The sequence below is a fragment of the Aromatoleum toluolicum genome (genome assembly GCF_012911005.2).
In the GTDB taxonomy this organism is placed as follows: Bacteria; Pseudomonadota; Gammaproteobacteria; order Burkholderiales; family Rhodocyclaceae; genus Aromatoleum; species Aromatoleum toluolicum.
Genome location: NZ_WTVS01000011.1, coordinates 26,651 through 49,061 on the forward strand (window position 1 = coordinate 26,651; position 22,411 = coordinate 49,061).

Here is a 22,411-nt window from a genome sequence, read left to right on the forward strand (position 1 = left end):
GACGCGACACGGTCAGCGAATTACTTGCGCAGACCCAGACGCTCGATCAGGCTGCGATAGCTGTCGGCATTCGTGCCCTTCAGGTAGTCGAGCAGCTTGCGACGCTGACTGACCATCTTGAGCAGGCCGCGACGCGAGTGATGATCCTTCGCGTTGGCCTTGAAGTGACCGGTAAGCCCATTGATGCGGGCGGTGAGCAGAGCGACCTGCACTTCCGGCGAGCCGGTGTCGCCTTGTGCGCGCTGGAAGTCGGTGACGATCTGCGCCTTGGATGCGGTATCGAGAGCCATGTGGGTGTTTACTCTTTTCGTTTTCTGCCAATCAGAAGCGTGGGATTATACCCAACGCACCATGAAAAACTCAATGATTATCAAGACTGCGGTGCTGCCGTACCCGTTGCAACGAGGCGTTTGGGCAACAGGCGGCAGTCATCGCCCAGTTCCCCCAGGCCGAGAAAGCGCCCTTCGCCGTAAACTCTGACAAGACCCCGCTCGCGGCCCTCGTAAACCAACGCACGCCCCTGCAGCAAACCGGCCGCCTGCGAGGCGGAGAGCATGACCTCGGGAAGGTGCGACACCAGCGCATCGGCGGGTGCGAGCAAGCGTTCCCGGTCGTCGGCCGGCACGGCTTCGAGTTCTGCGAGCGTCACCGTGCCCGACCCGGCTGCGAACGGGCCGATGCGCGTACGCCGCAGCGCCGAGAGATGCGCCCCGCAACCGAGAATCCGCCCGAGATCGATCGCGAGCGTCCGGATGTAGGTGCCTTTGCTGCATGCAACCCGGATACGAAAGGTTTCCCCGGCGAATTCCAGCAACTCGAGCGCGTGAATCGTGACGCGGCGCGGTGTCAGTTCGACCTCGATACCGGCGCGCGCATATTCGTACAGGGGCTTGCCGTCGCGCTTGAGTGCCGAGTACATCGGCGGGATCTGCTCGATCTCGCCGGTGAGGCGCCCCAGCGCCGTGCGTACGGCATCCTCCGCGACCGACACCGGTGCTTCGGCAATCGGACGCCCTTCGGCATCGCCGGTATCCGTTTCGATACCCAGACGAACCGTCGCCTCGTATTCCTTGTCGGCATCGAGGAGCATCTGCGAGAACTTCGTCGCCTCCCCGAAGGTCAGCGGCAAGAGCCCCGTCGCCATCGGATCGAGCGTACCGGTGTGCCCGGCCTTGGCCGCGTTGAGGAGCCGGCGCGCCGTCTGCAGCGCCGCGTTTGACGTTATGCCCTGCGGCTTGTCGAGCAGCAGGACGCCGTCCAGCGCACGGCGCTGGTGCCTGAATTGCTTCTGCGCTTTCAAGACCGCTCAGCTTTCCGGCTCGTCCTTGTGGCGCGCATCATCCTCGCGCACCACTTGGTCGATCAGTTGCGACATGCGGCTGCCGCGCTCGACGGACGGGTCGTAATGGAAATGCAGTTCGGGCAGCGTGTGGATACGCACACGCTTTCCGAGCTCCCGGCGCAGGAAGCCGCTCGCGCGGCGCAGGCCGATGAGGATTTCGTCGAGCCCCTCCTCCCCGCGCATCGAGGTGAAGAACACCTTGGCGTGCGCGTAGTCGGGGGTGATTTCGACATCGGTCAGCGTGATGAACCCCACGCGGGGATCCTTCACTTCCAGCCGGATCAGTTCGGCCAGTTCGCGGCGGACCTGCTCCGCCACGCGCTGGCTGCGGGAATACTCCTTGGGCATCTGTTAAAGCGTCCGGGCGATTTCCTGGATTTCGAACACTTCGAGCTGATCGCCTTCCTGGACATCGTTGTAATTCTTCACCGACAGGCCGCATTCGAAACCGAACTTGACCTCCTTGACGTCGTCCTTGAAGCGCTTGAGCGATTCCAGCTCGCCCGTATGGACGACGACGTTGCCACGCAGCACGCGGATCTGCGCACCACGCTTGACGACACCCTCGAGGACGTAGCAGCCCGCGACCGTGCCGATCTTGGGAACGCGGAACACCTGGCGGACTTCGACGAGACCCAGCTGATTCTCGCGCTTTTCCGGCGAGAGCAGACCCGACAGCGCAGCCCTGACGTCATCCACGGCATCGTAGATGATGTTGTAGTAGCGGATATCCACGCCGAAAGTCTCGGCCAGCTTGCGCGCACCTGCATCGGCACGCGTATTGAAGCCGATGATGACCGCGCCCGAAGCCTGCGCAAGGTTGACGTCGGACTCGGAGATCGCGCCGACCGCGGAGTGGATCGCATTGACGCGGACCTCGTCCGTGGACAGCTTGTTGAGCGCCTGCACGAGGGCTTCCTGCGAACCTTGCACGTCGGCCTTGATGATGAGCGGGAGGGACTTGACCTCGCCCTCGGCCATCTGCTCGAACATGCTCTCGAGCTTGGCGGCCTGCTGCTTGGCGAGCTTCACTTCACGGAACTTGCCTTGGCGGAACAAGGCGATTTCGCGCGCCTTCTTCTCGTCGGCGAGGACGATCGCCTCGTCGCCGGCAGACGGCACATCCGAAAGACCAAGGATCTCGACCGGAATGGACGGACCCGCCTCGTCGATCGCCTTGCCGTTCTCGTCCAGCATCGCGCGGATGCGGCCGAAGGTGGCGCCCACCAGCATGACGTCGCCCTTGCGCAGGGTGCCCGACTGGACCAGCAGCGACGCAACCGGGCCACGCCCCTTGTCGAGGCGCGCCTCGATGATGATGCCCTTGGCCGGCGTATCGACCGGCGCCGTCAGTTCGAGCACCTCGGCCTGCAGCAGGACGGATTCGAGCAGATTGTCGATACCCACGCCGGTCTTCGCCGAGACGTTGATGAACATGACCTCGCCGCCGTACTCCTCGGGCACTACCCCCTCGACGATAAGCTCCTGCTTGACGCGATCCGGATTGGCCTCGTGCTTGTCGATCTTGTTCACCGCGACGACGATCGGAACTTGCGCGGCCTTCGCGTGATGGATCGCCTCGCGCGTCTGCGGCATCACGCCGTCGTCGGCAGCAACCACCAGGATGACGATATCGGTAGCCTGCGCGCCTCGGGCACGCATGGCGGTGAATGCCTCGTGACCCGGGGTATCGAGGAAGGTGAGCATGCCGCGCGGCGTCTCGACGTGATATGCGCCGATGTGCTGGGTGATGCCGCCGGCTTCACCCGAGGCGACCTTCGCACGCCGGATGTAGTCGAGCAGCGAGGTCTTGCCGTGGTCGACGTGGCCCATGACGGTCACGACCGGCGCACGCGACTCCACTTTGGCATCGGCCTGGGTGGCAGTGTCCTCAAGGAAGGCATCGGGGTCGTCGAGCTTTGCGGCGAACGCCTTGTGGCCCATCTCCTCAACCAGGATCATCGCAGTTTCCTGATCCAGTACCTGGTTGATGGTGACCATCGAGCCCATCTTCATCAGGGCCTTGATCACTTCGGCAGCCTTCACCGCCATCTTGTGGGCGAGATCGGCCACAGTGATGGTTTCGGGCACGTGAATCTCACGCACCACCGGTTCGGTCGGCATCTGGAAGGCCTTGTGATCGTCCTGCTGCCCCCGACCCCGGCCGCCGCCGCGCGCGCCGCGCCAAGAACCGGTCGTGGCGCCGACTTCACCGCGGGTCTTCAGACCGCGACGTTTTGCACTGTCGCCTGCACCGGCGTCCGCCGCGCCACCGCGCGCTCCACGCTTGGCGTCCTTGGCGCCCGACTTGTCATCGGTTTTGGCCGGACGATGCAGCGTGCCGGAGGGCGCCTTGACGGCCTCACGGGATTCGGGCTTGGCTGCTTCCGCGCGCTTCTCGGCTTCCGCCCGGACGCGTGCTTCTTCTTCAACGCGGCGAGCCTCGGCGGCCGCACGTGCCGCGGCTTCGCGCTCCTGCTTGGCCTTCAGATCGGCCATCTGGCGCGCGCGCAATTCCTCGTGTCTGCGGGCTTCGCGTTCGCGGGCGGCACGCTCTTCGTCGCTGAGAATGGAGACACGCTGACGCTGCGTGGACGCTGGCGCGGAAGGTGCATCTTCGACCGCTTCCACTGCAGCGGGCTCTTCGACGACGGCTTCGATCATCGGTTCGGGCGCAGGCTCGGGTTCCGGTTCCGGTTCCGGTTCCGGGAGGGACTCGACGACCGGCTCCGGCTCTGCCTCGACGACGGGCGGAATCTCTACCGCGGCCGCCTCGGGCACGGCTTCGGCCACGGGTTCGAAGATCTCATCGGCTGCGGCAGCCAGCGCTTCTTCGACTGCGGGCATCTCGCCGGCACCGGACTCCCCACCGAGTTCGTCGCGCTTGACGAACACACGCTTCTTGCGCACTTCGACCTGAACGGTACGGGCGCGACCGGACGAGTCGGTTGCACGAATTTCGGACGTCTGCTTGCGGGTCAGCGTGATCTTGCCCTTGGGCTGGCTGTCGCCGTGCGAGCGACGCAGATACTCGAGCAACCGCGCCTTGTCCTGCTCGGTCAGCAACTGGTCGGGGCTGGTCTTCTCAACACCGGCTTTCTGCAACTGCTCGAGCAGTACCGCTGCCGGCATTCTTAGTTCGCCGGCGAACTGGTTTACGCTCATTTGTTCCATCAGTCAGTGCCCCCCCTCATTCTTCGAACCAATGCGCGCGCGCGACCGAAATCAGCGCGCTGGCACGTTCTTGCTCGATTCCGGCGATTTCGACGAGCTCATCGACTGCGAGATCGGCCAGATCGTCGCGGGTGCGTACGCCATGCTCGGCCAGCTTGGCAGCGAGCGACTTGTCCATCCCGTCGAGATTAATCAGATCGTCGGAAACATTTTCCAGCTGCTCCTCGGTCACGATGGCCTCGGTCAGCAGGACGTTGCGCGCACGGTTACGCAGCTCATTGACCGTCTCTTCATCGAAGGCTTCGATTTCGAGCATCTCGGCGAGCGGCACGTACGCAATTTCCTCGAGCGACGAAAAACCTTCGTCGATCAGGATGTCGGCGAGTTCCTCGTCGACATCGAGCTTGTCCATGAAGAGCTGGCGCAGGCTCTGGCGCTCCTGCCCCGATTTCTGCGCGGACTCTTCTTCGCTCATCAGGTTGATCGTCCAGCCGGTCAGCTCGGACGCGAGCTTGACGTTCTGGCCGTTGCGCCCAATCGCAATCGCGAGATTGTTGTCGTCGACGACGACGTCCATGCTGTGGCTTTCCTCATCCACAACGATGGACACGACCTCCGCCGGCTGCAGCGCGGAGATCACGAACTGGGCGGGATCCTGCGACCACACGATGATGTCGATCTGCTCACCGGCAATCTCGTTGCGCACCGCGGTCACGCGCGAGCCGCGCAGACCGACGCAGGTGCCGATCGGATCGATGCGCGCGTCGTTCGACTGCACGGCGATCTTCGCACGCAGGCCGGGGTCACGGGCGCAAGCCTTGATTGCAAGGAGACCATCCTCGATTTCCGGCACTTCGAGCTCGAACAGTTTGCCGAGAAATTCGGGAGCCGTGCGCGACAGGATCAACTGAGGACCACGGGCTCCGCGGTCGATGCGCAACAGGAAAGCCTTGACGCGGTCGCCGACGCGCAGGTTCTCGCGCGGGATCATCTGATCACGCGGGATCATGGCTTCGAGTCGGCCGACTTCGATGATTGCGTTGCCGCGCTCCATGCGCTTGATGGAACCCGAAACGAGATGTTCCTTGCGATCGAGGAAGTCGTTGAGCACCTGTTCGCGCTCGGCGTCGCGGATGCGCTGCAGGATCACCTGCTTGGCCGCCTGGGCACCGATGCGGCCGAAATCGATCGGTTCGAGCGGCTCCTCGATGTATTCACCGACCTGGATGCCGGGTTCGACTTCGCGGGCGTCGATGATGCCCATCTCGGCTTCGTCATTGACGACCTCCTCGTCCGGCAGCACAACCCAGCGACGGAAGGATTCGTAAGCGCCGGTCTCGCGATCGATCGTCACGCGCACATCGGCTTCGTCATTGATGCGTTTCTTCGTCGCGGAGGCGAGCGCCGTTTCCAGGGCACCGAACACGATGTCCTTGGCTACATTCTTTTCGCGCGCCAGCGCATCGACAAGCAGCAAAATCTCGCGGCTCATTAATCAAAATCTCCAACTCGAATTCAAAATCTGGGCACGAGGCGCGCTTTCTCGACTTCGTCGAAGGGAAGAGCGACTTCGCCCTTCTCGGTGCTCAGATGCACCACGCCTTCGGCAAAGCCCGTGAGCACGCCGGCGAAATTCCGTTGATTGCCGATCGGCATGCGCAGGCGAACCTGCACGTCGCTTCCGACGAAGCGCTCGAAGTCGGCTACCTTCTTGAGCGGCCGGTCGAGGCCGGGCGAGGAAACCTCGAGGCGGTCGTAATCCACGTTCTCGACCTCGAAAACGCGCGTCAGCTGATTGCTGACCGTCGCGCAGTCATCGACATCCACGCCACGCTCGATATCGATGAACACGCGCATCAACCGCCCCTTCGGGGAAGTCTCGAAATCCACCAGTTCGAAACCGAGGCCGGTGACCACCTGCTCGACCAGACGTTCGACGTCCATTTCCACGCCCACAAATAAAAAATGGGCATAACGCCCATCTTTGTTGATCCCATCCACAAAACGATGCCGGCGCAAAGCCGGTATCAAAGCTTTGCAATTATAACAGCCCCATTGAAAACAGGCAATTGCGAAGCGGGCCGCGCGACCCGCCTCTCAGGCCCGTCCGCGTGGCGTGGTGCGGTGCAACCGGACCTGGCGCTCCTTCTCGGCGGTTCGTGCAGACACCTGGCGCTGCGGCCGCGGGACTCCGGAGAGCTTGCACACTTCTTCCTCCGGCATTTCCATCCACATGCCGCGCTTGAGCCGGGGCGACAGCGTCACCGGGCCGTAGCGCACGCGCATCAGGCGGCTGACCGTCAGCCCCACAGCCTCGAACATGCGCCGCACCTCGCGATTGCGCCCTTCGGACAGCGTGACCTTGTACCAGTGGTTGGAGCCCTCGCCGCCCTGGTCGGTGAGGTCGGTGAAGCGGGCCAGCCCATCCTCGAGCTGTATGCCGGCCTTGAGCGACTCGATCTGCTCGTCGGTGAGTTCGCCGAGCAGGCGTACCGCATATTCGCGCTCCAGTTCGTAGCGCGGATGCATGAGACGGTTGGCGAGTGTGCCGTCGTTGGTGAAAAGCAGCAGGCCGGAGGTGTTGAAATCGAGACGGCCGACGGCGATCCAGCGCCCCTTGCGCAGCAGCGGTAGGCGTTCGAAGACGGTCGGCCGCCCTTCCGGATCTTCGCGCGAAACGATTTCGCCTTCGGGCTTGTGGTAGATCAGAACGCGTGGCGCACGCGTGGAGAACCTCACGGAAACGAGTCTGCCATTGACCTTGACACGGTCCCCGGGACCGATCTTCTGACCCAGTTCCGCCGGTTCGCCATTGACGGTGATGCGCCCGGCGACGACCCATTCCTCGATTTCGCGCCGCGAGCCGACCCCCAGCCGGGCAAGGACTTTCTGCAGCCGTTCCGGTTCGTGCTCTTCCTGCGGCGCGCCACGTCCCGCGGCCTGTCCGCGCCGGGGCGGATGGTCGCGCTCCTGCGCCGCGGGCGTTCCGCCGGCGTCGGACGGACGCGCACCGCGCCCGCGCGCGGCCTGCGGCCCGTCGGCGGATTCAGCTTTCTTCTTCGTTGGCGGCCGGAGCGGCCGATTCGATTTCTTTGGTGTCGACAAGGTCCATGATCCTTTCAATTTCGGTTAGCGCGGGCAACTCGGTAAGGCTTCGCAGGCCGAGGTCATCGAGAAACCGCCGCGTCGTGGCGAACAGTGCGGGACGCCCCGGGGTGTCGCGATGACCGACAATGTCTATCCATCCCCGCGATTCGAGCGTCTTCAGCACGTTGGGGGATACGGCCACGCCGCGGATATCCTCGATGTCGCCGCGCGTGACGGGCTGACGATAGGCGATGATCGCGAGCGTTTCCAGTACGGCACGCGAATACTTCGGCGGCTTTTCTTCCTTGAGCCGATCGAGGAAGACCTGATACTCGGGTCGCGTCTGGAAACGCCACCCGGAGGCGATCTGCACCAGCTCGACGCCCCGCCCCGTCCAGTCGCCGCGCAGCTCGTCGAGCAGGCGCCTGACGAGATCGGCCCCGGGATCGGGATCGAACAGGCGCCGGACATCCGCGACCTGCAACGGTGCGCATGCCGCCAGCAGCGCCGTCTCGATCACGCGCTTGAAGTCTTCAGGCGTCGTTGGCTGCATCGGCGAGTTTCACGTATATCGGCGCGAAGGGCTCGTTCTGGGCGACCTGCACGAGTTTTTCCTTCACGAGTTCGAGCACCGCGAGAAAGCTCACGACCAGGCTGGCCGGACCGCGCACGGGCTCGAAGAGGGAGTCGAAGACGACGAAGCTGCCGTCTGCCAGCTTACGCAAGATCGCCGTCATGTGCTCGCGCACCGACAATTCGTCGCGCTTCACCTGGTGATGCTGCGTGAGGCGGGCCTTCTTCATGATCTTGAGCCACGCGAGCTGCAGATCGTGCAGGCTGACGTCCGGCAGGCGCTCGACGACCTTCTCGGCCACGAAGATGCTGACCCACTCGTGATCGCGTTCGATCCGCGGCAAGGCGTCGATCCGCGCGGCCGCCATCTTCATCTGTTCGTACTCGAGCAGCCGGCGCACGAGTTCGGCGCGTGGATCGAGCGATTCGTCCTCGCGCTCGCGCGGCGGACGCGGCAGCAGCATGCGTGACTTGATCTCCAGCAGCGTCGCAGCCATCAGCAGGTAGTCGGCCGCAAGCTCCAGATTGTGCCGGCGCATCGCCTCGACGTAGCCGAGGTACTGCCCCGTCAGCGGCGCCATTGGAATGTCGAGGATGTTGAGGTTGGCCTTGCGGATCAGGTAAAGCAGCAGATCGAGCGGCCCCTCGAAGGCTTCGAGGAAGACTTCGAGTGCGTCGGGCGGGATGTAGAGATCCTTGGGCAGCTCGAGGAGCGGTTCACCGTACAGGCGAGCGAAGACCTCGACCGGGACGGGCGTCTCGGCCGGAGCCAGTGCGAGCGGCAGGTTCATTTCGCACTCATCCTGCAAACCACCCCTTTCCTGCGCGTCAGCGATACGAAAGCCCCATCGCCTCGCGCACGTCGCGCATCGTCTCTTCGGCCAGCACGCTCGCCCGTTCGCAGCCGTCGGCGACGATGCGCCGCATCAATGCGGGATCTTCAATATAGCGCTGGGCGCGCTCGTGCATGACGACTTGCTCCTTCAGCACGCCGTCGATGACCGGCTGCTTGCACTCGATGCAGCCGATGCCGGCGCTGCGACAGCCTTTCTGGACCCAGCCACGGGTGTCTTCGTCGGAATAGATGACGTGGAACTGCCACACCGGGCATTTGTCCGGATCGCCCGGATCGGTGCGGCGCACGCGTGCCGGGTCGGTCTGCATGGTGCGGATCTTCTTCGTGACCGTAGCGGGATCCTCGCGCAGGAAGATGGTATTGCCGTAGCTCTTCGACATCTTCTGGCCGTCCAGGCCGGGCATGCGGGCCGCCTCGGTGAGGAGCGCGCCCGGCTCGACGAGGATCATCTTGCCGCTGCCTTCGAGGTAGCCGTGCAGACGCTCGAGATCGACATGCCCCACGCTGCCGGCTTCGCGCAGGATGAGCCGGGCCTGCGCGAGGGCCTCGGCGTCGCCCTCCTGCTGGAAGCGCTTGCGCAGCTCCTCGAACTGCTTACCGGTCTTGCCGCCCAGCTTCTTCACGGCATCCTTCGCCTTGTCCTCGAAGCCGGGCTCGCGCCCGAAGAGGTGATTGAAGCGGCGGGCGATCTCGCGCGTGAACTCGATGTGCGGCACCTGATCCTCGCCGACCGGCACCTTGTCGGCGCGGTACAGGAGGATGTCCGCCGACATCAGCAACGGGTAACCGAGGAAGCCGTAGGTCGCCAGATCCTTGTGGGCGAGCTTTTCCTGCTGGTCCTTGTAGGTCGGGACGCGCTCGAGCCAGCCGACGGGCGAAATCATCGACAACAGCAGGTGCAGCTCGGCATGTTGCGGAACCTTGGACTGGATGAAGATCGTCGCCTTCTCGGGATCGACGCCGGCCGCGAGCCAGTCGACGAGCATGTCCCACACGCTATCGGCGATGACCTCGGGGCTGTCATAAACCGTGGTCAGCGCGTGCCAGTCGGCGACGAAGAACAGGCAGGGATATTCTTCCTGCAGCTTGACCCAGTTCTTGAGCACACCATGGTAGTGGCCGAGATGAAGCCGCCCGGTCGGGCGCATGCCAGAGAGAACGCGTTCTGCGTACATGATTTAGAACCCGAAAAGCGTCGCGAGAAGTGTCTGGAAGATTGCGATCAGCGGCCACAGGATGTGACCGAGGATGCCGGTAAAAAGGAGCACGAGAAGAATCGGAAAACCGTAGGGTTCGATGCGCGAGAACTTCCATGCCAGCCCGTGCGGCAGCAGGCTGACGGCGATGCGACCGCCGTCGAGCGGCGGGATCGGCAGGAGATTGAGCAGCATCAGCACCGAATTGATCTGGATGCCGGCCATGCCCATCTCGCGCATCGGCTCCGCGTAGGTGCCGTGCGGATCGGACAGGCCGAACTTCAGCAGCAGGGCCCAGCCGAGGGCCATCAGGAAATTCATGAACGGCCCCGCCGCCGCGACCCACAGCATGTCCGCCTTCGGCCGGCGCAGGCGGTTGAAGTTGACGGGCACGGGCTTCGCCCAGCCGAACAGCATTCCGCCGCCACCCAGCAACGAACTGAGCGCGAGGATGGCGCCCGGCACGAGCACCGTCCCGACCGGGTCGATGTGCTTGAACGGATTGAGGGTGATGCGCCCCTCCTGCTCCGCGGTGGGATCGCCGAAATGCCGCGCCACATAGCCGTGCGCCGCCTCGTGCAGCGTGATGGCAAGCAGCACCGGCAAGGCCCAGATGGCAAGGGTGGAGATCAGCGAATCCATGAAGTCAGGGGGCAAAACGTAGCATTCTAGCAGAGCGGGCCGCTCCCCTCCGCCCCCGCGCGCGGTCCGCCCGTTCGCTCAGTCGGCTTCGAATCCGAACGGCGCCAGGTCGCCGCGGCCCGCGCGGATCAGCACCGGAACTCCCGACGTGAGGTCGATCACGGTCGTCGCCTCGGGGCCGCAATAACCGGCCTCGATGACCAGTTCGATCTGCTTCTCGAGGCGGTCGCGGATCTCCTCGGGGTCGGTCAGCGGGAAGTCGTCGTCCGGCAGCAGGAGCGTCGAGGTGAGGATGGGTTCGTCCAGCTCCTGCAACAGGGCGGCCACCACGGGATGCTCGGGAACGCGCAGGCCGATGGTCTTGCGCTTCGGATGCAGCACGCGCCTGGGCAATTCCTTGGTGCCCTCGAGGATGAAGGTATACGGGCCGGGCGTGACGGCCTTCAGCAGACGGTACTGGGTGTTGTCGACCTTCGCGTACTTCGCGATCTCCGAGAGATCGCGACACATCATCGTGAAGTTGTGACGTTCATCCACGCCGCGCAGCCGCCGGATCCGCTGCAGCAGATCGGCGTCACCGGTGATGCCGCCGAGCGCATAGGCCGAATCGGTCGGAAATGCCACGAGCCCGCCGGCGCGCATGATCTCGGCAGCCTGGCGGATCAGCCGTGGCTGGGGTAATTCGGGGTGGAGCGAAAAGAACTGGGCCATTAATGCTTCCGGGTCAGGAGTGCAGGTCGGCGGCCGGCGCAGCAGCGCGGAGTCGCGACCAGACGGGAACGAGGTCGGGCGGCAGTGGATCGCAGCGGCCGAGATCGACAGGGCTCTCGCTGCTGCCGTGGAAATCGGAGGCGCGCGAGGCGAGCAGCCCGCGGCGGCGCGCGACGCTTGCGAAGCGCAGCACGTCGGACTCCGCATGGGCGCCGGAAACGACCTCCAGCGCTTCGCCGCCGCAGGCGACGAAGCCGTCGAAGAGCGCCTCCATGTCGCTTGCGGAGAGCCGATAGCGCCCCGGGTGGGCGATCACCGCCACTCCACCCGCCGCGCGGATCCAGCCCACCGCGTCCTCGAGCCGCGCCCAGACATGCGGAACAAACCCGGGCTTGCCGCGGGCGAGGTAATAGCGGAACACCGTCGCGACATCGGGCATCAGTCCGGTCGCGACGATGTGGCGCGCGAAATGTGCGCGGCCGACCAGCGCCGGATTGCGCGCAAACCGGCGCGCGCCTTCGAGCACGCCATGCAGTCCGACGGCATCGAGCGCGTCGCTCATCGCCTGCGCACGCTGCTCGCGCCCGCTGCGCACCTGCGCCAGGCCCGCGAGCAGCCGCGCATTGCGGCGGTCTATGCCGAGACCGACGACATGGATCGTCTCGTCGCGGAAAGTCACCGAGATCTCGACCCCCGGCACCAAGGCGATGCCGCACTCGCGGGCGGTCGCCTCCGCCTCGTCGATCCCGCCGACCTCGTCGTGATCGGTGAGCGCAAGCAGTTCGACGCCATTGGCCGCCGCGCGCCGCACCACCTCGGCAGGCGTCAGCCAGCCGTCGGAAACGGTCGAGTGGCAGTGAAGGTCGGCATTCAGGAGCATTGTCGGGGGGGCCTGCGGCGCTATCCCGACGGGAAGCCGGGACTGATATTTTTTTCATGATAGCAAACCGCAGGGCCGCTCCGGCCGTTGCCAGCCCCTGCCCTTGGTGCTATCGTCCGCCCGTCGCGCGGGGGAGCTTCCCGGCGAGGGAATCGCCAATGGCAAGGCCCCGGAGACCGCGCAGACAATTGGACCGACGACCGACTGCCGGCCCGGGGAACGATGCGAGCATGCGGAACGCATGCAGCAGCCGGCGCATCCGGATCGGCTGCAGCTCGACGGAATTTCCCGGAAACCGGAGTCGGGCGCGCACGGCTCTGCAACGCGGGCCCATGGGCATTGCGTTTGCAGTCTCGACAACCGATTCCGCGTTTCGGCAGGAGCGCTCAGTTCCCATGCAGACGCCTTTTCGCCCGGCACGAGCCATCGCCCGTTTTTCCCCGCCCCGCCTTGCGTTCGAACTCGTACCACCCAACGGTCGTCGCGCTCAGATGAGCCGGGCGAGCAGCGCCGACGGCCCGCCAGCCTGAGGGCGACCTTCCGATTTTCCCCGACGCAACACTGCATCCGGACCGAGAGCCGGCACACGAACCTTCCATCACTGGAGCCCGCCATGAGCAACATTCCCGCAAATCTGAAGTACACCGCATCGCACGAGTGGATCCGCGTCGAAGCCGACGGCACGCTGACCGTGGGCGTGACCGATCACGCCCAGGAGGCGCTGGGCGACGTGGTCTACCTCGAGTTGCCCGAAGCGGGCCGCAACCTTGCTGCGGGTGAAGCGTGCGCGGTGATCGAGTCGGTCAAGGCGGCATCGGACATCTATGCTCCGGTATCTGGCGAGGTTGTCGAATCCAACCAGGCGGCGGTCGATGCGCCCGAGTCGGTGAATGCCGACGCCTACGCGACCTGGCTGTTCAAGATCAGGCCCGACGCTGGTGCCGATCTCGGCAAGCTGCTCGACGCGGCCGGCTACGAAGCCGTCGCCAACGCCTGATCCCGCCGCACGCACTTCCCTTCCGGGCCGACGATGCGCGGCCCGGTACACCAGTCGAGTCTTCTTCATGTCGAACACCCCTGTCTCCTCCTCCGTGCGTGCGCCCCTGTCCCGGCTCGAGCAGCGCGACGCCTTCATCGCCCGCCACGTCGGCCCGGATCCTGCCGAAGTCGCGAAGATGCTCGCGGCCATCGGCGCGCCGACACTGGACGCCCTGATCGACCAGACCGTCCCTGCGGCGATCCGCCTGCCCGCGCCGCTGCCCCTGGGCGCGGCAAAGCCGGAGCACGAGGCGCTGGCCGAGCTGCGTTCGATCGCGCAGAAGAACATCGTGAAGAAGTCGCTGATCGGCATGGGCTATTACGGCACCCACACGCCGGCGGTGATCCTGCGCAACGTGATGGAAAACCCCGGCTGGTACACCGCCTACACTCCCTATCAGGCCGAAATCTCCCAAGGCCGCCTGGAGGCGCTGCTGAACTACCAGCAGATGGTGATCGACCTCACCGGACTGGAACTCGCGAACGCCTCGCTGCTCGATGAAGCCACGGCGGCCGCCGAGGCGATGACGATGGCGCGACGGGTGAGCAAATCGAAGGCGAACGCCTTCTTCGTCGACGAGGCCTGCTTCCCGCAGACCATCGATGTCGTGCGCACCCGCGCGACGTATTTCGGCTTCGAACTGGTGTTCGGCCCGGCCACCCGTGCGGCCGAGCACGAAGTCTTTGGCGCGCTGCTGCAGCATCCGAACGAGCGTGGCGAGATCGCCGACCTCGGCGACACGATCGCGGCACTGAAGACAAAGGGCGCGGTGACCGCCGTCGCATCGGACCTGATGGCACTGGTGCTGCTCAAGTCCCCCGCTGCGATGGGCGCCGACATCGCGCTCGGCTCGGCCCAGCGCTTCGGCGTGCCAATGGGCTTCGGCGGCCCGCACGCTGCCTTCTTCGCCACGCGCGAAGCGAATGTGCGCGCGATGCCGGGCCGCATCATCGGCGTGTCGAAGGACACGCGCGGCAAGACGGCGCTGCGCATGACGCTGCAGACGCGCGAGCAGCATATCCGGCGCGAGAAGGCGAACTCGAACATCTGCACCTCGCAGGTGCTGCTGGCGAACATGGCCGGGTTCTATGCGGTGTATCACGGCCCGGAGGGACTGCGCACGATCGCGGCGCGCGTCCACCGCCTCGCCGCGATCCTCGCCGAAGGCCTGCGTCGGGCCGGATTCCCGGTGCCGACGGCGGCCTTCTTCGACACGCTGCAGGTCGAAACCGGCGCGCGGACGGGCGAGATCGCCGCAACGTGCGACACCGCCGGCTTCAACCTGCGCAAGGTCTCGGACAGGGTGCTCGGCATCTCGGTCGATGAGACGACGACGGCCGCCGACATCGCTACCGTGCTGCAGTGCTTCGGCGCAAACGCTGACATTGCCGCGCTCGACGCCGTGGTCGCCGCCAACGGTGGCGCCATCCCGCCCGCGCTGCTGCGCGACGATGCGATCCTGAAGCACCCGGTGTTCAACACGCATCACACCGAACACCAGATGCTCCGCTACCTGAAAAAACTGCAGAACCGCGATCTCGCCCTCGACCACTCGATGATCTCGCTCGGCAGCTGCACGATGAAGCTCAATGCGACGAGCGAGATGATCCCCGTGACCTGGCCGGAATTCGCGAACATGCATCCGTTCGCGCCGCGCGAGGAGGCGGCCGGCTGCCTCGAGATGATCGACGGGCTGGCGGACTACCTCAAGGCGGTCACCGGTTTCCCCGCGATCTGCATGCAGCCGAACTCGGGCGCCCAAGGCGAGTATGCCGGCCTGGTGGCAATCGCCCGCTATCACGCCAGTCGCGGCGAAGCACACCGCAAAGTGTGCCTGATCCCGAAATCCGCGCACGGCACGAACCCGGCGACGGCGCAGATGTGCGGCATGGAGGTGGTGGTGGTCGCGTGCGACGACAAGGGCAACGTGGAGGTCGCCGACCTGCGCGCGAAAGCCGCGCAGCATGCGGACCGCCTCGCCGCGCTGATGATCACCTACCCGTCGACCCACGGCGTGTTCGAGGAGGCGATCCGCGAGATCTGCGCCATCGTGCATGAGCACGGCGGCCAGGTTTACATGGACGGCGCCAACCTCAACGCCCAGGTCGGGCTGACCTCGCCCGCGCACATCGGCGCGGACGTCAGCCACATGAACCTGCACAAGACCTTCTGCATCCCGCACGGCGGCGGCGGACCGGGCATGGGACCGATCGGCCTCGCGGCGCACCTTGCCCCCTTCATGGCCGATCATGTCGTCGCCGCAACCGGTGGCGAGGACCGCCCGAACAAGGGCCAGGGCGCTGTCAGCGCGGCGCCGTTCGGCTCGGCGAGCATCCTCCCGATTTCGTGGATGTACATCGCGATGATGGGCGGGGAAGGTCTCCGGCAGGCAACGCAGGCGGCGATCCTCAATGCGAACTACATCGCCAGCCGCCTCGCAGACCATTTCCCGGTGCTTTACACGGGCTCGAAAGGTCGCGTCGCGCACGAGTGCATCCTGGACGTCCGCCCGATCAAGGGGGCGACGGGAATCAGCGAGGTGGATATCGCCAAGCGCCTGATGGACTACGGCTTCCATGCACCGACGATGTCCTTCCCGGTCGCCGGCACGATCATGGTCGAGCCGACCGAGTCGGAAGACCTGGCCGAGCTGGACCGTTTCATCGACGCGATGATTTCCATCCGCAACGAGATCCGCGAGATCGAAGCCGGTCGCTGGACCGCCGAGGACAACCCGCTCAAGAATGCGCCACACACCCAGGCTGACTTCCTCGGCGACTGGACGCACGGCTACACCCGCGAGCAGGCGGTCTTCCCCCTCGCCTGGGTCGCCGAGAACAAATTCTGGCCCAGCGTCAATCGCATCGACGACGTTTACGGAGACCGCAATTTGTTCTGCGCCTGCGTGCCGATGGAAGACTACGCAGGCTAAAATCGCGCCGCTTCTAGCCAACGGAAGCCACGCCACACCGGCGTGGCTTTTTTTCGACCATCACGATCCGACCCAGAACGCATTTCCATGCCCAAGCACATCGCGTCGCCGCCGAATGACCGCAACTGGCTCGGCCTGCTCGTCGCAAGCCTCGTCGTCCTGCTGGTTCTGGGCATCGTGCTCGTGCAGCAGACCCGCCCGGTGCCGATGCATGACCTCAAGCTCGCCGACGGCGAGCGGCTCAAGTGTGTCTCCTACGCCCCTTACCGGCTTCCAGGCCAGACGCCCTTCGACGAAAAGCTCATGATCTCGCGCGAGCAGATCGCCGCCGACCTCGCCGCGCTGGCGAACATCACCGAATGCGTGCGCATCTATTCGGTCGACCAGGGGCTTGACCAGGTGCCCGCGGTGGCGCGCGAGGTGGGGCTCAAGGTGCTGCTCGGCGCCTGGGTCAATGCCGATTCCCAGCGCAACATGAAGCAGCTCGACCACGCGATCGCGATCGCCAACGATTACGCCGATGTCGTCCGCGTGCTGATCGTCGGCAACGAGGTGCTGCTGCGCCGCGAGCGGACCGAGTCCGAGATGCGCGAGCTGATCGAGTATGCGCGCGCCCGCGCGAAGGTGGCGGTGACGTATGCGGACGTCTGGGAATTCTGGCTCCAGCATCCGAAGCTCGCGGAGACGGTCGATTGGGTCACGGTTCACATCCTCCCATTCTGGGAAGACCACCCGGTCGCGATCGACCGCGCCGTCGCCCACGTCGCGGAGGTGTTCGACGAGGTCCGCGGACACTTCGACAAGCCGCTGATGATCGGCGAAACCGGCTGGCCCAGCGCCGGACGGCAGCGCCAGGGCTCGGAGCCCTCCCAGGTCAATCAGGCGCGCTACATCCGCGAGTTCGTGCATGTCGCGCACGAGAAGGGCTGGAACTACAACCTCATCGAGGCCATCGACCAACCGTGGAAGCGACGGCTCGAAGGCACGGTCGGCGGCTACTGGGGCATGCTCGGCACCGACCTGGCCCCCAAGTTCCCCCTCGCCGGCCCCGTCACCGAACGTTCGGGAGTCGCTGCCCCGCTGGCCGGCGCTGCGCTGGGTGCTGCCCTGTGTCTGCTATTGACGCTCGGCACGCACGGGAGCGCGCTGCGCCGCGCCGCACTGGGCGCAACCGGCGCCGTCGCCGGGCTCGCTGCGGTCCTCGGGTGGGAACATGCGCAGCTCGCCTGGCGCGATCCGTTCGAATGGTGGCTGCTAGGTGGCATCGGCGCCCTGAGCCTGATGACGGCCCTGACCGCTTCGCGCTGGTCGGGCGCAGCGCCCATCGCCCCGGCGAGCGAGGCCTGGGCGGCCGTTCGCGCGGGCTGCGTGACCGGCCACGCGACCGGACAGTGGTTCGGACTGTTGCGAGGATTCCTGCTGTTCGCCGCCGCGGTCGCGGCCCTGCTGCTTTTCGCCGACCCGCGCTACCGCGACTTCCCGGTGTTCCTGTACCTCGTCCCGGCCCTCGTATTCGGCGTCACCGGATGGTGGGCGCCAACCCGTTTCGGCATCGAGGAAAGGGTGTGCAGCCTCGTGATCGCCACGTGCGTCGTCGGCCGCTGGTTACCGGAGCCCCTCAACCCGCAGGCCATCGCGTGGCTCGCGACCGGCCTGATCCTCGCCGCGCCGTGCCTGCGCACCATCGTGCGCAAGGACCAGTAGCGACAACAAGGCACCGACGGCCGCGTAATCGAAACTGTAGAGCACGAGCCCCGCGATCCCGGTGAGCCACCCCCCCCAAGCGACGGACCGCCGGCGCGACACGAAGGCAAGCACGCCCAGCATCAGGCTCGCCCACCCGAGTCGCTGCTGCATGAACATCTGGACGAGCGCCCATTTGGCGACACACAGCCCCTCCGGGCCGTCGGCGAATTGCGGCTTGCAGTCGGCCGGGAACACGCCCGCTTCGAGCACGGCGTAGCGCAACAGCAGGACTGCGGCCAGCACGATCGAACTCACCCAGACCAGTCGCGCCACGGCACCGGACCACCGCTTTTCGTTTCCTGACAACGCCGTTATTCCTTATTAATCAATACCCCCGAAACGGGGCGGTAATGTGTTGCAAATTAACCCACATTCTCTTTGCTAAGCGGAAGAGAAACCGCATAAACTCCGCGGCCAACGGCTGTACGGGCCCGTATGTGCGAATTCTGGCATAGCCTGAAGTATTCTATTGCACCGCAAGGCCCGGTTCGCCCGCCGGGCGCCGGTGCCGTGGTGTTTGATGCAGTCCTCGAGGGACATTGATCCTGATGAAAAATGCGGCTTCGCTGATTTACCGAGTTGTCGTAGCTCTGATACTTGCCGGAATCGTCGCCGGCGCGCAGTACCTGATCGCAGAACGCTGGAACCGCGGCACCGAATTCGTCGGCGCCGCCAACAGCATCCACGGATACGCCTACAGTCCCTTCCAGCGCGACCAGAATCCGCTGCAAGGCACGTATCCGAGCGAAGTCGAGATCGGGGCCGACCTCGATCTGCTCTCCCAGACCGCCGAACACATCCGCACCTACGGCAGCCTGGAAAACCCCTCCATGGTTCCGCTCGCGCTCAATCGCAAACTGACCGTGATGGCCGGTGCGTGGATCGGTCCCGACGAGGACAACAACGCGAAGGAAGTCGACGCGGTCATCGACTCGGCGCGCAAGTATACGCACGTCAACCGGGTCATCATCGGCAACGAAGTCCTGCTGCGCGGCGACCTCACCGTCAAGGAACTCGCCGTTCACCTCGACAAGGCGCGCAAGGCGCTGCGGCGAGCCAAGAAGCCGGTGTCGACGGCCGAGCCATGGCACGTCTGGCTGAAGAATCCCGAGCTTGCCGAAAGCGTCGATTTCCTCACCGTGCACCTCCTGCCCTACCACGAGGGCGTGCCGGTCGAGAACGCCGTCGATTACGCCCTCATGCGCTATGACGAGCTCGTGAAGCGCTTCCCCAAGAAGAAGATCGTCATCGGCGAAATCGGCTGGCCCAGCCGCGGGCCGGTCATGGACAGCCTCGGCGGCGGCGACACCAAGGGGATCGCCTCGGCCGAGAACCAAGCGCGCTTCATCCGCGAGTTCCTAGCGCATCCGCGTTCGGCCACGCTCGACTACTACATCATGGAAGCGATCGACCAGCCTTGGAAGATCGAGATCGAAGGCTGGGCCGGCGCATATTGGGGCATGTTCAATGCCGACCGTCACCCGAAATTCGCGCTCGACGGCCTCGTCGTGAAGGATGTGCGCTGGCACGAGAAGGCGCGCACCGCGGGGCTGATCGCTTTCCTGCCGATGTTCCTGATCGCGTTCTTCCTGCGCGACTGGAGCGTGCTGGGCCGTCTGTGGCTGGCCGCCCTGGTGCAGGCGTGCGCGACGACGCTCGTCATCGGTATCAATGTGCCGGCCGACTACTACCTCACTCAGCGCGACCTCATTGGCCTTGCGATGCTGATCGGCGCAACGATGCTGACGATCGCGGTGCTGCTGTCGCACGGTTTCGAGTTCGGCGAGGTGCTGTTCAAGCGCAAGTGGCACCGCCGCTTCCTGCCCCTGCCCCCCCACGATACGGACAGGGAGCCCTTCGTCTCGATCCACCTCGCCTGCTGCAACGAACCGCCGGAGATGGTCATCGCGACCATCGACAGCCTCGCGGCGATGAAGTACCAGAACTTCGAGGTCCTCGTCCTCGACAACAACACCAAGGACGAGGCGCTGTGGAAGCCGCTGGAGAAGCGCTGTGCCGAACTGGGACCGCGCTTCCGCTTCTACCATCTGGACAACTGGCCCGGCTTCAAGGCCGGCGCGCTGAACTTCGGCCTGCGCCAGACCGACCCGCGCGCCGAAGTCGTCGGCGTCGTCGATGCGGACTACGTTGTGTCGCCCGACTGGCTGTCGTGCCTGATCCCCCACTTCGACGTCCCGGACGTGGCCGTCGTGCAGGCGCCGCAAGCACACCGCGACTGGGAGACCCATCCCTTCCGGCGCATGTGCAACTGGGAATTCGACGGTTTCTTCCGCATCGGCATGCACCACCGCAACGAGCGCAATGCGCTGATCCAGCACGGCACAATGACGCTCGTGCGCCGCCTTGCGCTCGACGACGTCGGCGGCTGGTCGGAATGGTGCATCTGCGAGGATACCGAGCTGGGTCTGCGCCTGATCGAAAAGGGGTACGACACCCGCTACGTGGACCACATTCTCGGCCGCGGCCTCACGCCAGCGGACTTCCCGGCGATCAAGAGCCAGCGCTTCCGCTGGGCCTTCGGCGCGATGCAGATCCTCAAGCACCACCTGCCGGCGATGATCGGCCCGAGCCGGCTCAACCTCGCCCAGCGCTACCACTTCCTCACCGGCTGGTTCGCGTGGCTCGGCGACGCGCTGCAGCTCGTATTCGCGTTCGCCAGCCTGGCATGGACGGTCGGCATCCTGTTCTACCCCAAGGCCTTCGGTCTGCCCGTGACCTCGCTGGCGCTGCCCATCCTCGCCTTCATGGCGTTCAAGGCCGGCCTGGGCCCGATCCTTTACCGGCGCACGATGGATGCGCCGTGGAAGGACATCCTCGGCGCCTCGGTGCTGTCGGTCGGACTCGCCCATGCGATCGCGCGCGGCGTGTTCGCGGGCCTCGTCAAGCGGCGTGGCGAATTCGTGCGCACGCCCAAGGGGTGGAAGGACAAGGGCACCCTCGCCTTCTTCTCGCCGCTGCGCGAGGAGATCGGCCTGCTGCTCGCGCTGGTTCTGGGCGCCGTCGTGCTGGTGCTGCAGCGTGGCTACGACGACCTCGAGGTGCAGTTGTGGGTCGGCATCCTCGCGCTGCAATGCGTGCCCTACCTCGCCTCCATCGCCTGCCAGGTGGCCTCCTACATGCCCGAGGCGGAGCCGGGGACGTCGTTGGCGGCCGGCCACGGCGCAGCCGGACAGGTCAGCTGAGCCGGTCGGTAGCGGAGATTGCACAGGGCGCCGCAAGGCGCCCTTTTCACGTCCGCGGGCGCCCTTGCGCGGATCAGCGTGGGAAGATCAGGGGATGTAGGCGAGCGGAATCTCGTCGCTGGTGCGTGCACCGGCGGTCATCTCGCGACACAGGGCAATGAAGGCGCGCATGCCCGGCGTCGTGAACTTCTGCCGGTGCCAGAGGAAATGGAAGGAGCGCTGCAGATCCAGTTCGGGCGTGTCGACGGGCACCAGACTGCCGCGCCGGAACGCCTCCCGCAGCGCAAGGCGCGAAATGCAGCCTATCCCCAGCCCGGACTCCACCGCCCGCTTGATCGCTTCCGTATGCTCCAGTTCCAGGCGCACGTCGATGCGCGCCGCGATGTGGCGCGTGGCCTGATCAAAGGTCTCGCGCGTGCCGGAACCGATTTCGCGCAGGATCCACGGCTGACGGGTGAGTTCGTCGAGGCTCGCCCGGCGCCCGCTCGCCAGAGGGTGCGAGGGTGAGCAGAACACCACCAGCTCGTCTTCCAGCCAGGGTACGGCCTCGAGGTCGGGATGGTGGCAACTGCCCTCGATCATGCCCATGTCGAGTTCGAAGCCCGCGATCTGCTGGACGATGGTCGCCGTGTTGTGCACGCTCAGGTGGATGCGGCTCTCGGGATGGCGTTGCAGGAAGGTTGCCACGATGAGCGTGCCGAGATAGTTGCCGATCGTGAGCGTCGCGCCGATCTTCAGGCTGCCGAAGCCCATGCCGCCTTGCAGCAGGTCCTCGATATCCTCTGCGCGCGCGAGCAGTTCGACCGCGCGCGGCAACAGGCGCTGACCGAGCTCGTTCAGGCGCAGCGACTTGCCGACACGATCGAAAAGGCGCACGTCGAACTGGCGTTCGAATTCGGCGAGACTGCTGCTCGCGGCAGACTGCGACATCGAAAGATGCTCGGCTGCCTTCGATACCGTGCCCGCGCGAGCCGTTGCAACGAAAATTTCCAGTTGCCTGAGGGTGTGCCTCATATCGATTTCTCAGATA

General features: G+C 65.4%; 19 protein-coding genes. 4 read left to right on the plus strand and 15 right to left on the minus strand.

Translation table 11 applies throughout. The annotated features are described in order from the left end of the window. Positions 1-20: 20 nt before the first annotated feature. The 13 genes from rpsO to GPA27_RS07105 all read right to left on the minus strand — a co-directional run bounded on the left by rpsO (position 21) and on the right by GPA27_RS07105 (position 12,461). Positions 21-290, minus strand: coding sequence for a 30S ribosomal protein S15 (gene rpsO, locus GPA27_RS07045; RefSeq protein ID WP_050416273.1), 270 nt, complete (start codon positions 288-290; stop codon positions 21-23). 80 nt (positions 291-370) lie between these two features. Beyond that, positions 371-1,300, minus strand: a complete 930-nt coding sequence (gene truB, locus GPA27_RS07050; RefSeq protein ID WP_169138927.1) for a tRNA pseudouridine(55) synthase TruB — start codon at positions 1,298-1,300, stop codon at positions 371-373. A gap of 6 nt (positions 1,301-1,306) precedes the next feature. Continuing rightward, on the minus strand, positions 1,307-1,690 hold the full coding sequence (rbfA, locus tag GPA27_RS07055; RefSeq protein WP_169138929.1) for a 30S ribosome-binding factor RbfA: 384 nt from the start codon (positions 1,688-1,690) through the stop codon (positions 1,307-1,309). Between the two features lie 3 nt (positions 1,691-1,693). Beyond that, positions 1,694-4,516, minus strand: coding sequence for a translation initiation factor IF-2 (gene infB, locus GPA27_RS07060; RefSeq protein ID WP_169138931.1), 2,823 nt, complete (start codon positions 4,514-4,516; stop codon positions 1,694-1,696). 16 nt (positions 4,517-4,532) lie between these two features. Further along, the gene (gene nusA, locus GPA27_RS07065) at positions 4,533-6,008 is read right to left on the minus strand and encodes a transcription termination factor NusA (protein ID WP_169138933.1); all 1,476 of its coding nucleotides are present in this window, start codon (positions 6,006-6,008) and stop codon (positions 4,533-4,535) included. Positions 6,009-6,031: 23 nt separating this feature from the next. Beyond that, a complete protein-coding gene (rimP, locus tag GPA27_RS07070; protein WP_211164876.1) occupies positions 6,032-6,460 on the minus strand; it encodes a ribosome maturation factor RimP in 429 nt (142 codons plus the stop codon). 153 nt (positions 6,461-6,613) lie between these two features. After that, positions 6,614-7,621 carry a 23S rRNA pseudouridine(2605) synthase RluB gene (rluB, locus tag GPA27_RS07075; RefSeq protein ID WP_169138935.1) on the minus strand — a complete coding sequence of 336 codons (1,008 nt, stop codon included), beginning with the start codon at positions 7,619-7,621 and terminating at the stop codon, positions 6,614-6,616. Then, positions 7,563-8,156 (minus strand): SMC-Scp complex subunit ScpB, encoded by a 594-nt coding sequence (scpB, locus tag GPA27_RS07080; protein ID WP_169138937.1) that lies wholly within the window; start codon positions 8,154-8,156, stop codon positions 7,563-7,565. Before scpB ends, rluB begins: the two co-directional genes overlap by 59 nt. Continuing rightward, on the minus strand, positions 8,137-8,967 hold the full coding sequence (locus GPA27_RS07085) for a segregation and condensation protein A (RefSeq protein WP_169138959.1): 831 nt from the start codon (positions 8,965-8,967) through the stop codon (positions 8,137-8,139). The genes scpB and GPA27_RS07085 overlap by 20 nt, the downstream gene beginning before the upstream one ends. 37 nt (positions 8,968-9,004) lie before the next feature. After that, positions 9,005-10,207 (minus strand): tryptophan--tRNA ligase, encoded by a 1,203-nt coding sequence (locus GPA27_RS07090; RefSeq protein ID WP_169138961.1) that lies wholly within the window; start codon positions 10,205-10,207, stop codon positions 9,005-9,007. Positions 10,208-10,210: 3 nt separating this feature from the next. Beyond that, positions 10,211-10,870, minus strand: coding sequence for a site-2 protease family protein (locus tag GPA27_RS07095; protein ID WP_169138963.1), 660 nt, complete (start codon positions 10,868-10,870; stop codon positions 10,211-10,213). A 78-nt stretch (positions 10,871-10,948) separates the two neighbouring features. After that, a complete protein-coding gene (locus GPA27_RS07100; RefSeq protein ID WP_169138965.1) occupies positions 10,949-11,581 on the minus strand; it encodes an L-threonylcarbamoyladenylate synthase in 633 nt (210 codons plus the stop codon). Positions 11,582-11,594: 13 nt separating this feature from the next. After that, positions 11,595-12,461 (minus strand): 3',5'-nucleoside bisphosphate phosphatase, encoded by an 867-nt coding sequence (locus GPA27_RS07105; protein ID WP_169138966.1) that lies wholly within the window; start codon positions 12,459-12,461, stop codon positions 11,595-11,597. A 613-nt stretch (positions 12,462-13,074) separates the two neighbouring features. Between GPA27_RS07105 and gcvH the strand changes: the two genes are divergently transcribed. From gcvH to GPA27_RS07120, 3 genes are all read left to right on the plus strand, one after another. Continuing rightward, positions 13,075-13,458, plus strand: coding sequence for a glycine cleavage system protein GcvH (gene gcvH, locus GPA27_RS07110; protein WP_169138968.1), 384 nt, complete (start codon positions 13,075-13,077; stop codon positions 13,456-13,458). 67 nt (positions 13,459-13,525) lie between these two features. Continuing rightward, complete coding sequence (gene gcvP / locus GPA27_RS07115) at positions 13,526-16,432, plus strand: aminomethyl-transferring glycine dehydrogenase (RefSeq protein WP_169138970.1); 2,907 nt, start codon at positions 13,526-13,528, stop codon at positions 16,430-16,432. Between the two features lie 87 nt (positions 16,433-16,519). Beyond that, on the plus strand, positions 16,520-18,136 hold the full coding sequence (locus GPA27_RS07120; protein ID WP_169138972.1) for a glycoside hydrolase family 17 protein: 1,617 nt from the start codon (positions 16,520-16,522) through the stop codon (positions 18,134-18,136). On the opposite strand, the gene GPA27_RS07125 is transcribed toward GPA27_RS07120, so the two are convergent. Continuing rightward, positions 18,038-18,484: a hypothetical protein gene (locus tag GPA27_RS07125; protein ID WP_246260985.1), complete on the minus strand. Its 447-nt coding sequence runs from the start codon at positions 18,482-18,484 to the stop codon at positions 18,038-18,040. The genes GPA27_RS07120 and GPA27_RS07125 overlap by 99 nt on opposite strands. A gap of 242 nt (positions 18,485-18,726) precedes the next feature. Here GPA27_RS07125 and GPA27_RS07130 point away from each other — a divergent pair, with 242 nt between their 5' ends. Next, positions 18,727-21,381: a glycosyltransferase family 2 protein gene (locus GPA27_RS07130; protein ID WP_169138974.1), complete on the plus strand. Its 2,655-nt coding sequence runs from the start codon at positions 18,727-18,729 to the stop codon at positions 21,379-21,381. Between the two features lie 87 nt (positions 21,382-21,468). On the opposite strand, the gene GPA27_RS07135 is transcribed toward GPA27_RS07130, so the two are convergent. Beyond that, positions 21,469-22,395 carry a LysR family transcriptional regulator gene (locus tag GPA27_RS07135; protein WP_169138976.1) on the minus strand — a complete coding sequence of 309 codons (927 nt, stop codon included), beginning with the start codon at positions 22,393-22,395 and terminating at the stop codon, positions 21,469-21,471. Between the last annotated feature and the right edge of the window lie 16 nt (positions 22,396-22,411).

Excerpts from the sequence above, each read along its gene's own strand:
- gcvP (WP_169138970.1), top strand. The coding sequence starts at position 13,526 with ATGTCGAACACCCCTGTCTCCTCCTCCGTGCGTGCGCCCCTGTCCCGG.
- rpsO (WP_050416273.1), bottom strand. The coding sequence starts at position 290 with ATGGCTCTCGATACCGCATCCAAGGCGCAGATCGTCACCGACTTCCAG.
- rbfA (WP_169138929.1), bottom strand. The coding sequence starts at position 1,690 with ATGCCCAAGGAGTATTCCCGCAGCCAGCGCGTGGCGGAGCAGGTCCGC.
- GPA27_RS07130 (WP_169138974.1), top strand. The coding sequence starts at position 18,727 with ATGAAAAATGCGGCTTCGCTGATTTACCGAGTTGTCGTAGCTCTGATA.
- infB (WP_169138931.1), bottom strand. The coding sequence starts at position 4,516 with ATGGAACAAATGAGCGTAAACCAGTTCGCCGGCGAACTAAGAATGCCG.
- GPA27_RS07105 (WP_169138966.1), bottom strand. The coding sequence starts at position 12,461 with ATGCTCCTGAATGCCGACCTTCACTGCCACTCGACCGTTTCCGACGGC.
- nusA (WP_169138933.1), bottom strand. The coding sequence starts at position 6,008 with ATGAGCCGCGAGATTTTGCTGCTTGTCGATGCGCTGGCGCGCGAAAAG.
- GPA27_RS07090 (WP_169138961.1), bottom strand. The coding sequence starts at position 10,207 with ATGTACGCAGAACGCGTTCTCTCTGGCATGCGCCCGACCGGGCGGCTT.
- GPA27_RS07085 (WP_169138959.1), bottom strand. The coding sequence starts at position 8,967 with ATGAACCTGCCGCTCGCACTGGCTCCGGCCGAGACGCCCGTCCCGGTC.
- GPA27_RS07095 (WP_169138963.1), bottom strand. The coding sequence starts at position 10,870 with ATGGATTCGCTGATCTCCACCCTTGCCATCTGGGCCTTGCCGGTGCTG.
- GPA27_RS07120 (WP_169138972.1), top strand. The coding sequence starts at position 16,520 with ATGCCCAAGCACATCGCGTCGCCGCCGAATGACCGCAACTGGCTCGGC.
- gcvH (WP_169138968.1), top strand. The coding sequence starts at position 13,075 with ATGAGCAACATTCCCGCAAATCTGAAGTACACCGCATCGCACGAGTGG.
- rimP (WP_211164876.1), bottom strand. The coding sequence starts at position 6,460 with ATGGACGTCGAACGTCTGGTCGAGCAGGTGGTCACCGGCCTCGGTTTC.
- GPA27_RS07135 (WP_169138976.1), bottom strand. The coding sequence starts at position 22,395 with ATGAGGCACACCCTCAGGCAACTGGAAATTTTCGTTGCAACGGCTCGC.
- scpB (WP_169138937.1), bottom strand. The coding sequence starts at position 8,156 with ATGCAGCCAACGACGCCTGAAGACTTCAAGCGCGTGATCGAGACGGCG.
- GPA27_RS07100 (WP_169138965.1), bottom strand. The coding sequence starts at position 11,581 with ATGGCCCAGTTCTTTTCGCTCCACCCCGAATTACCCCAGCCACGGCTG.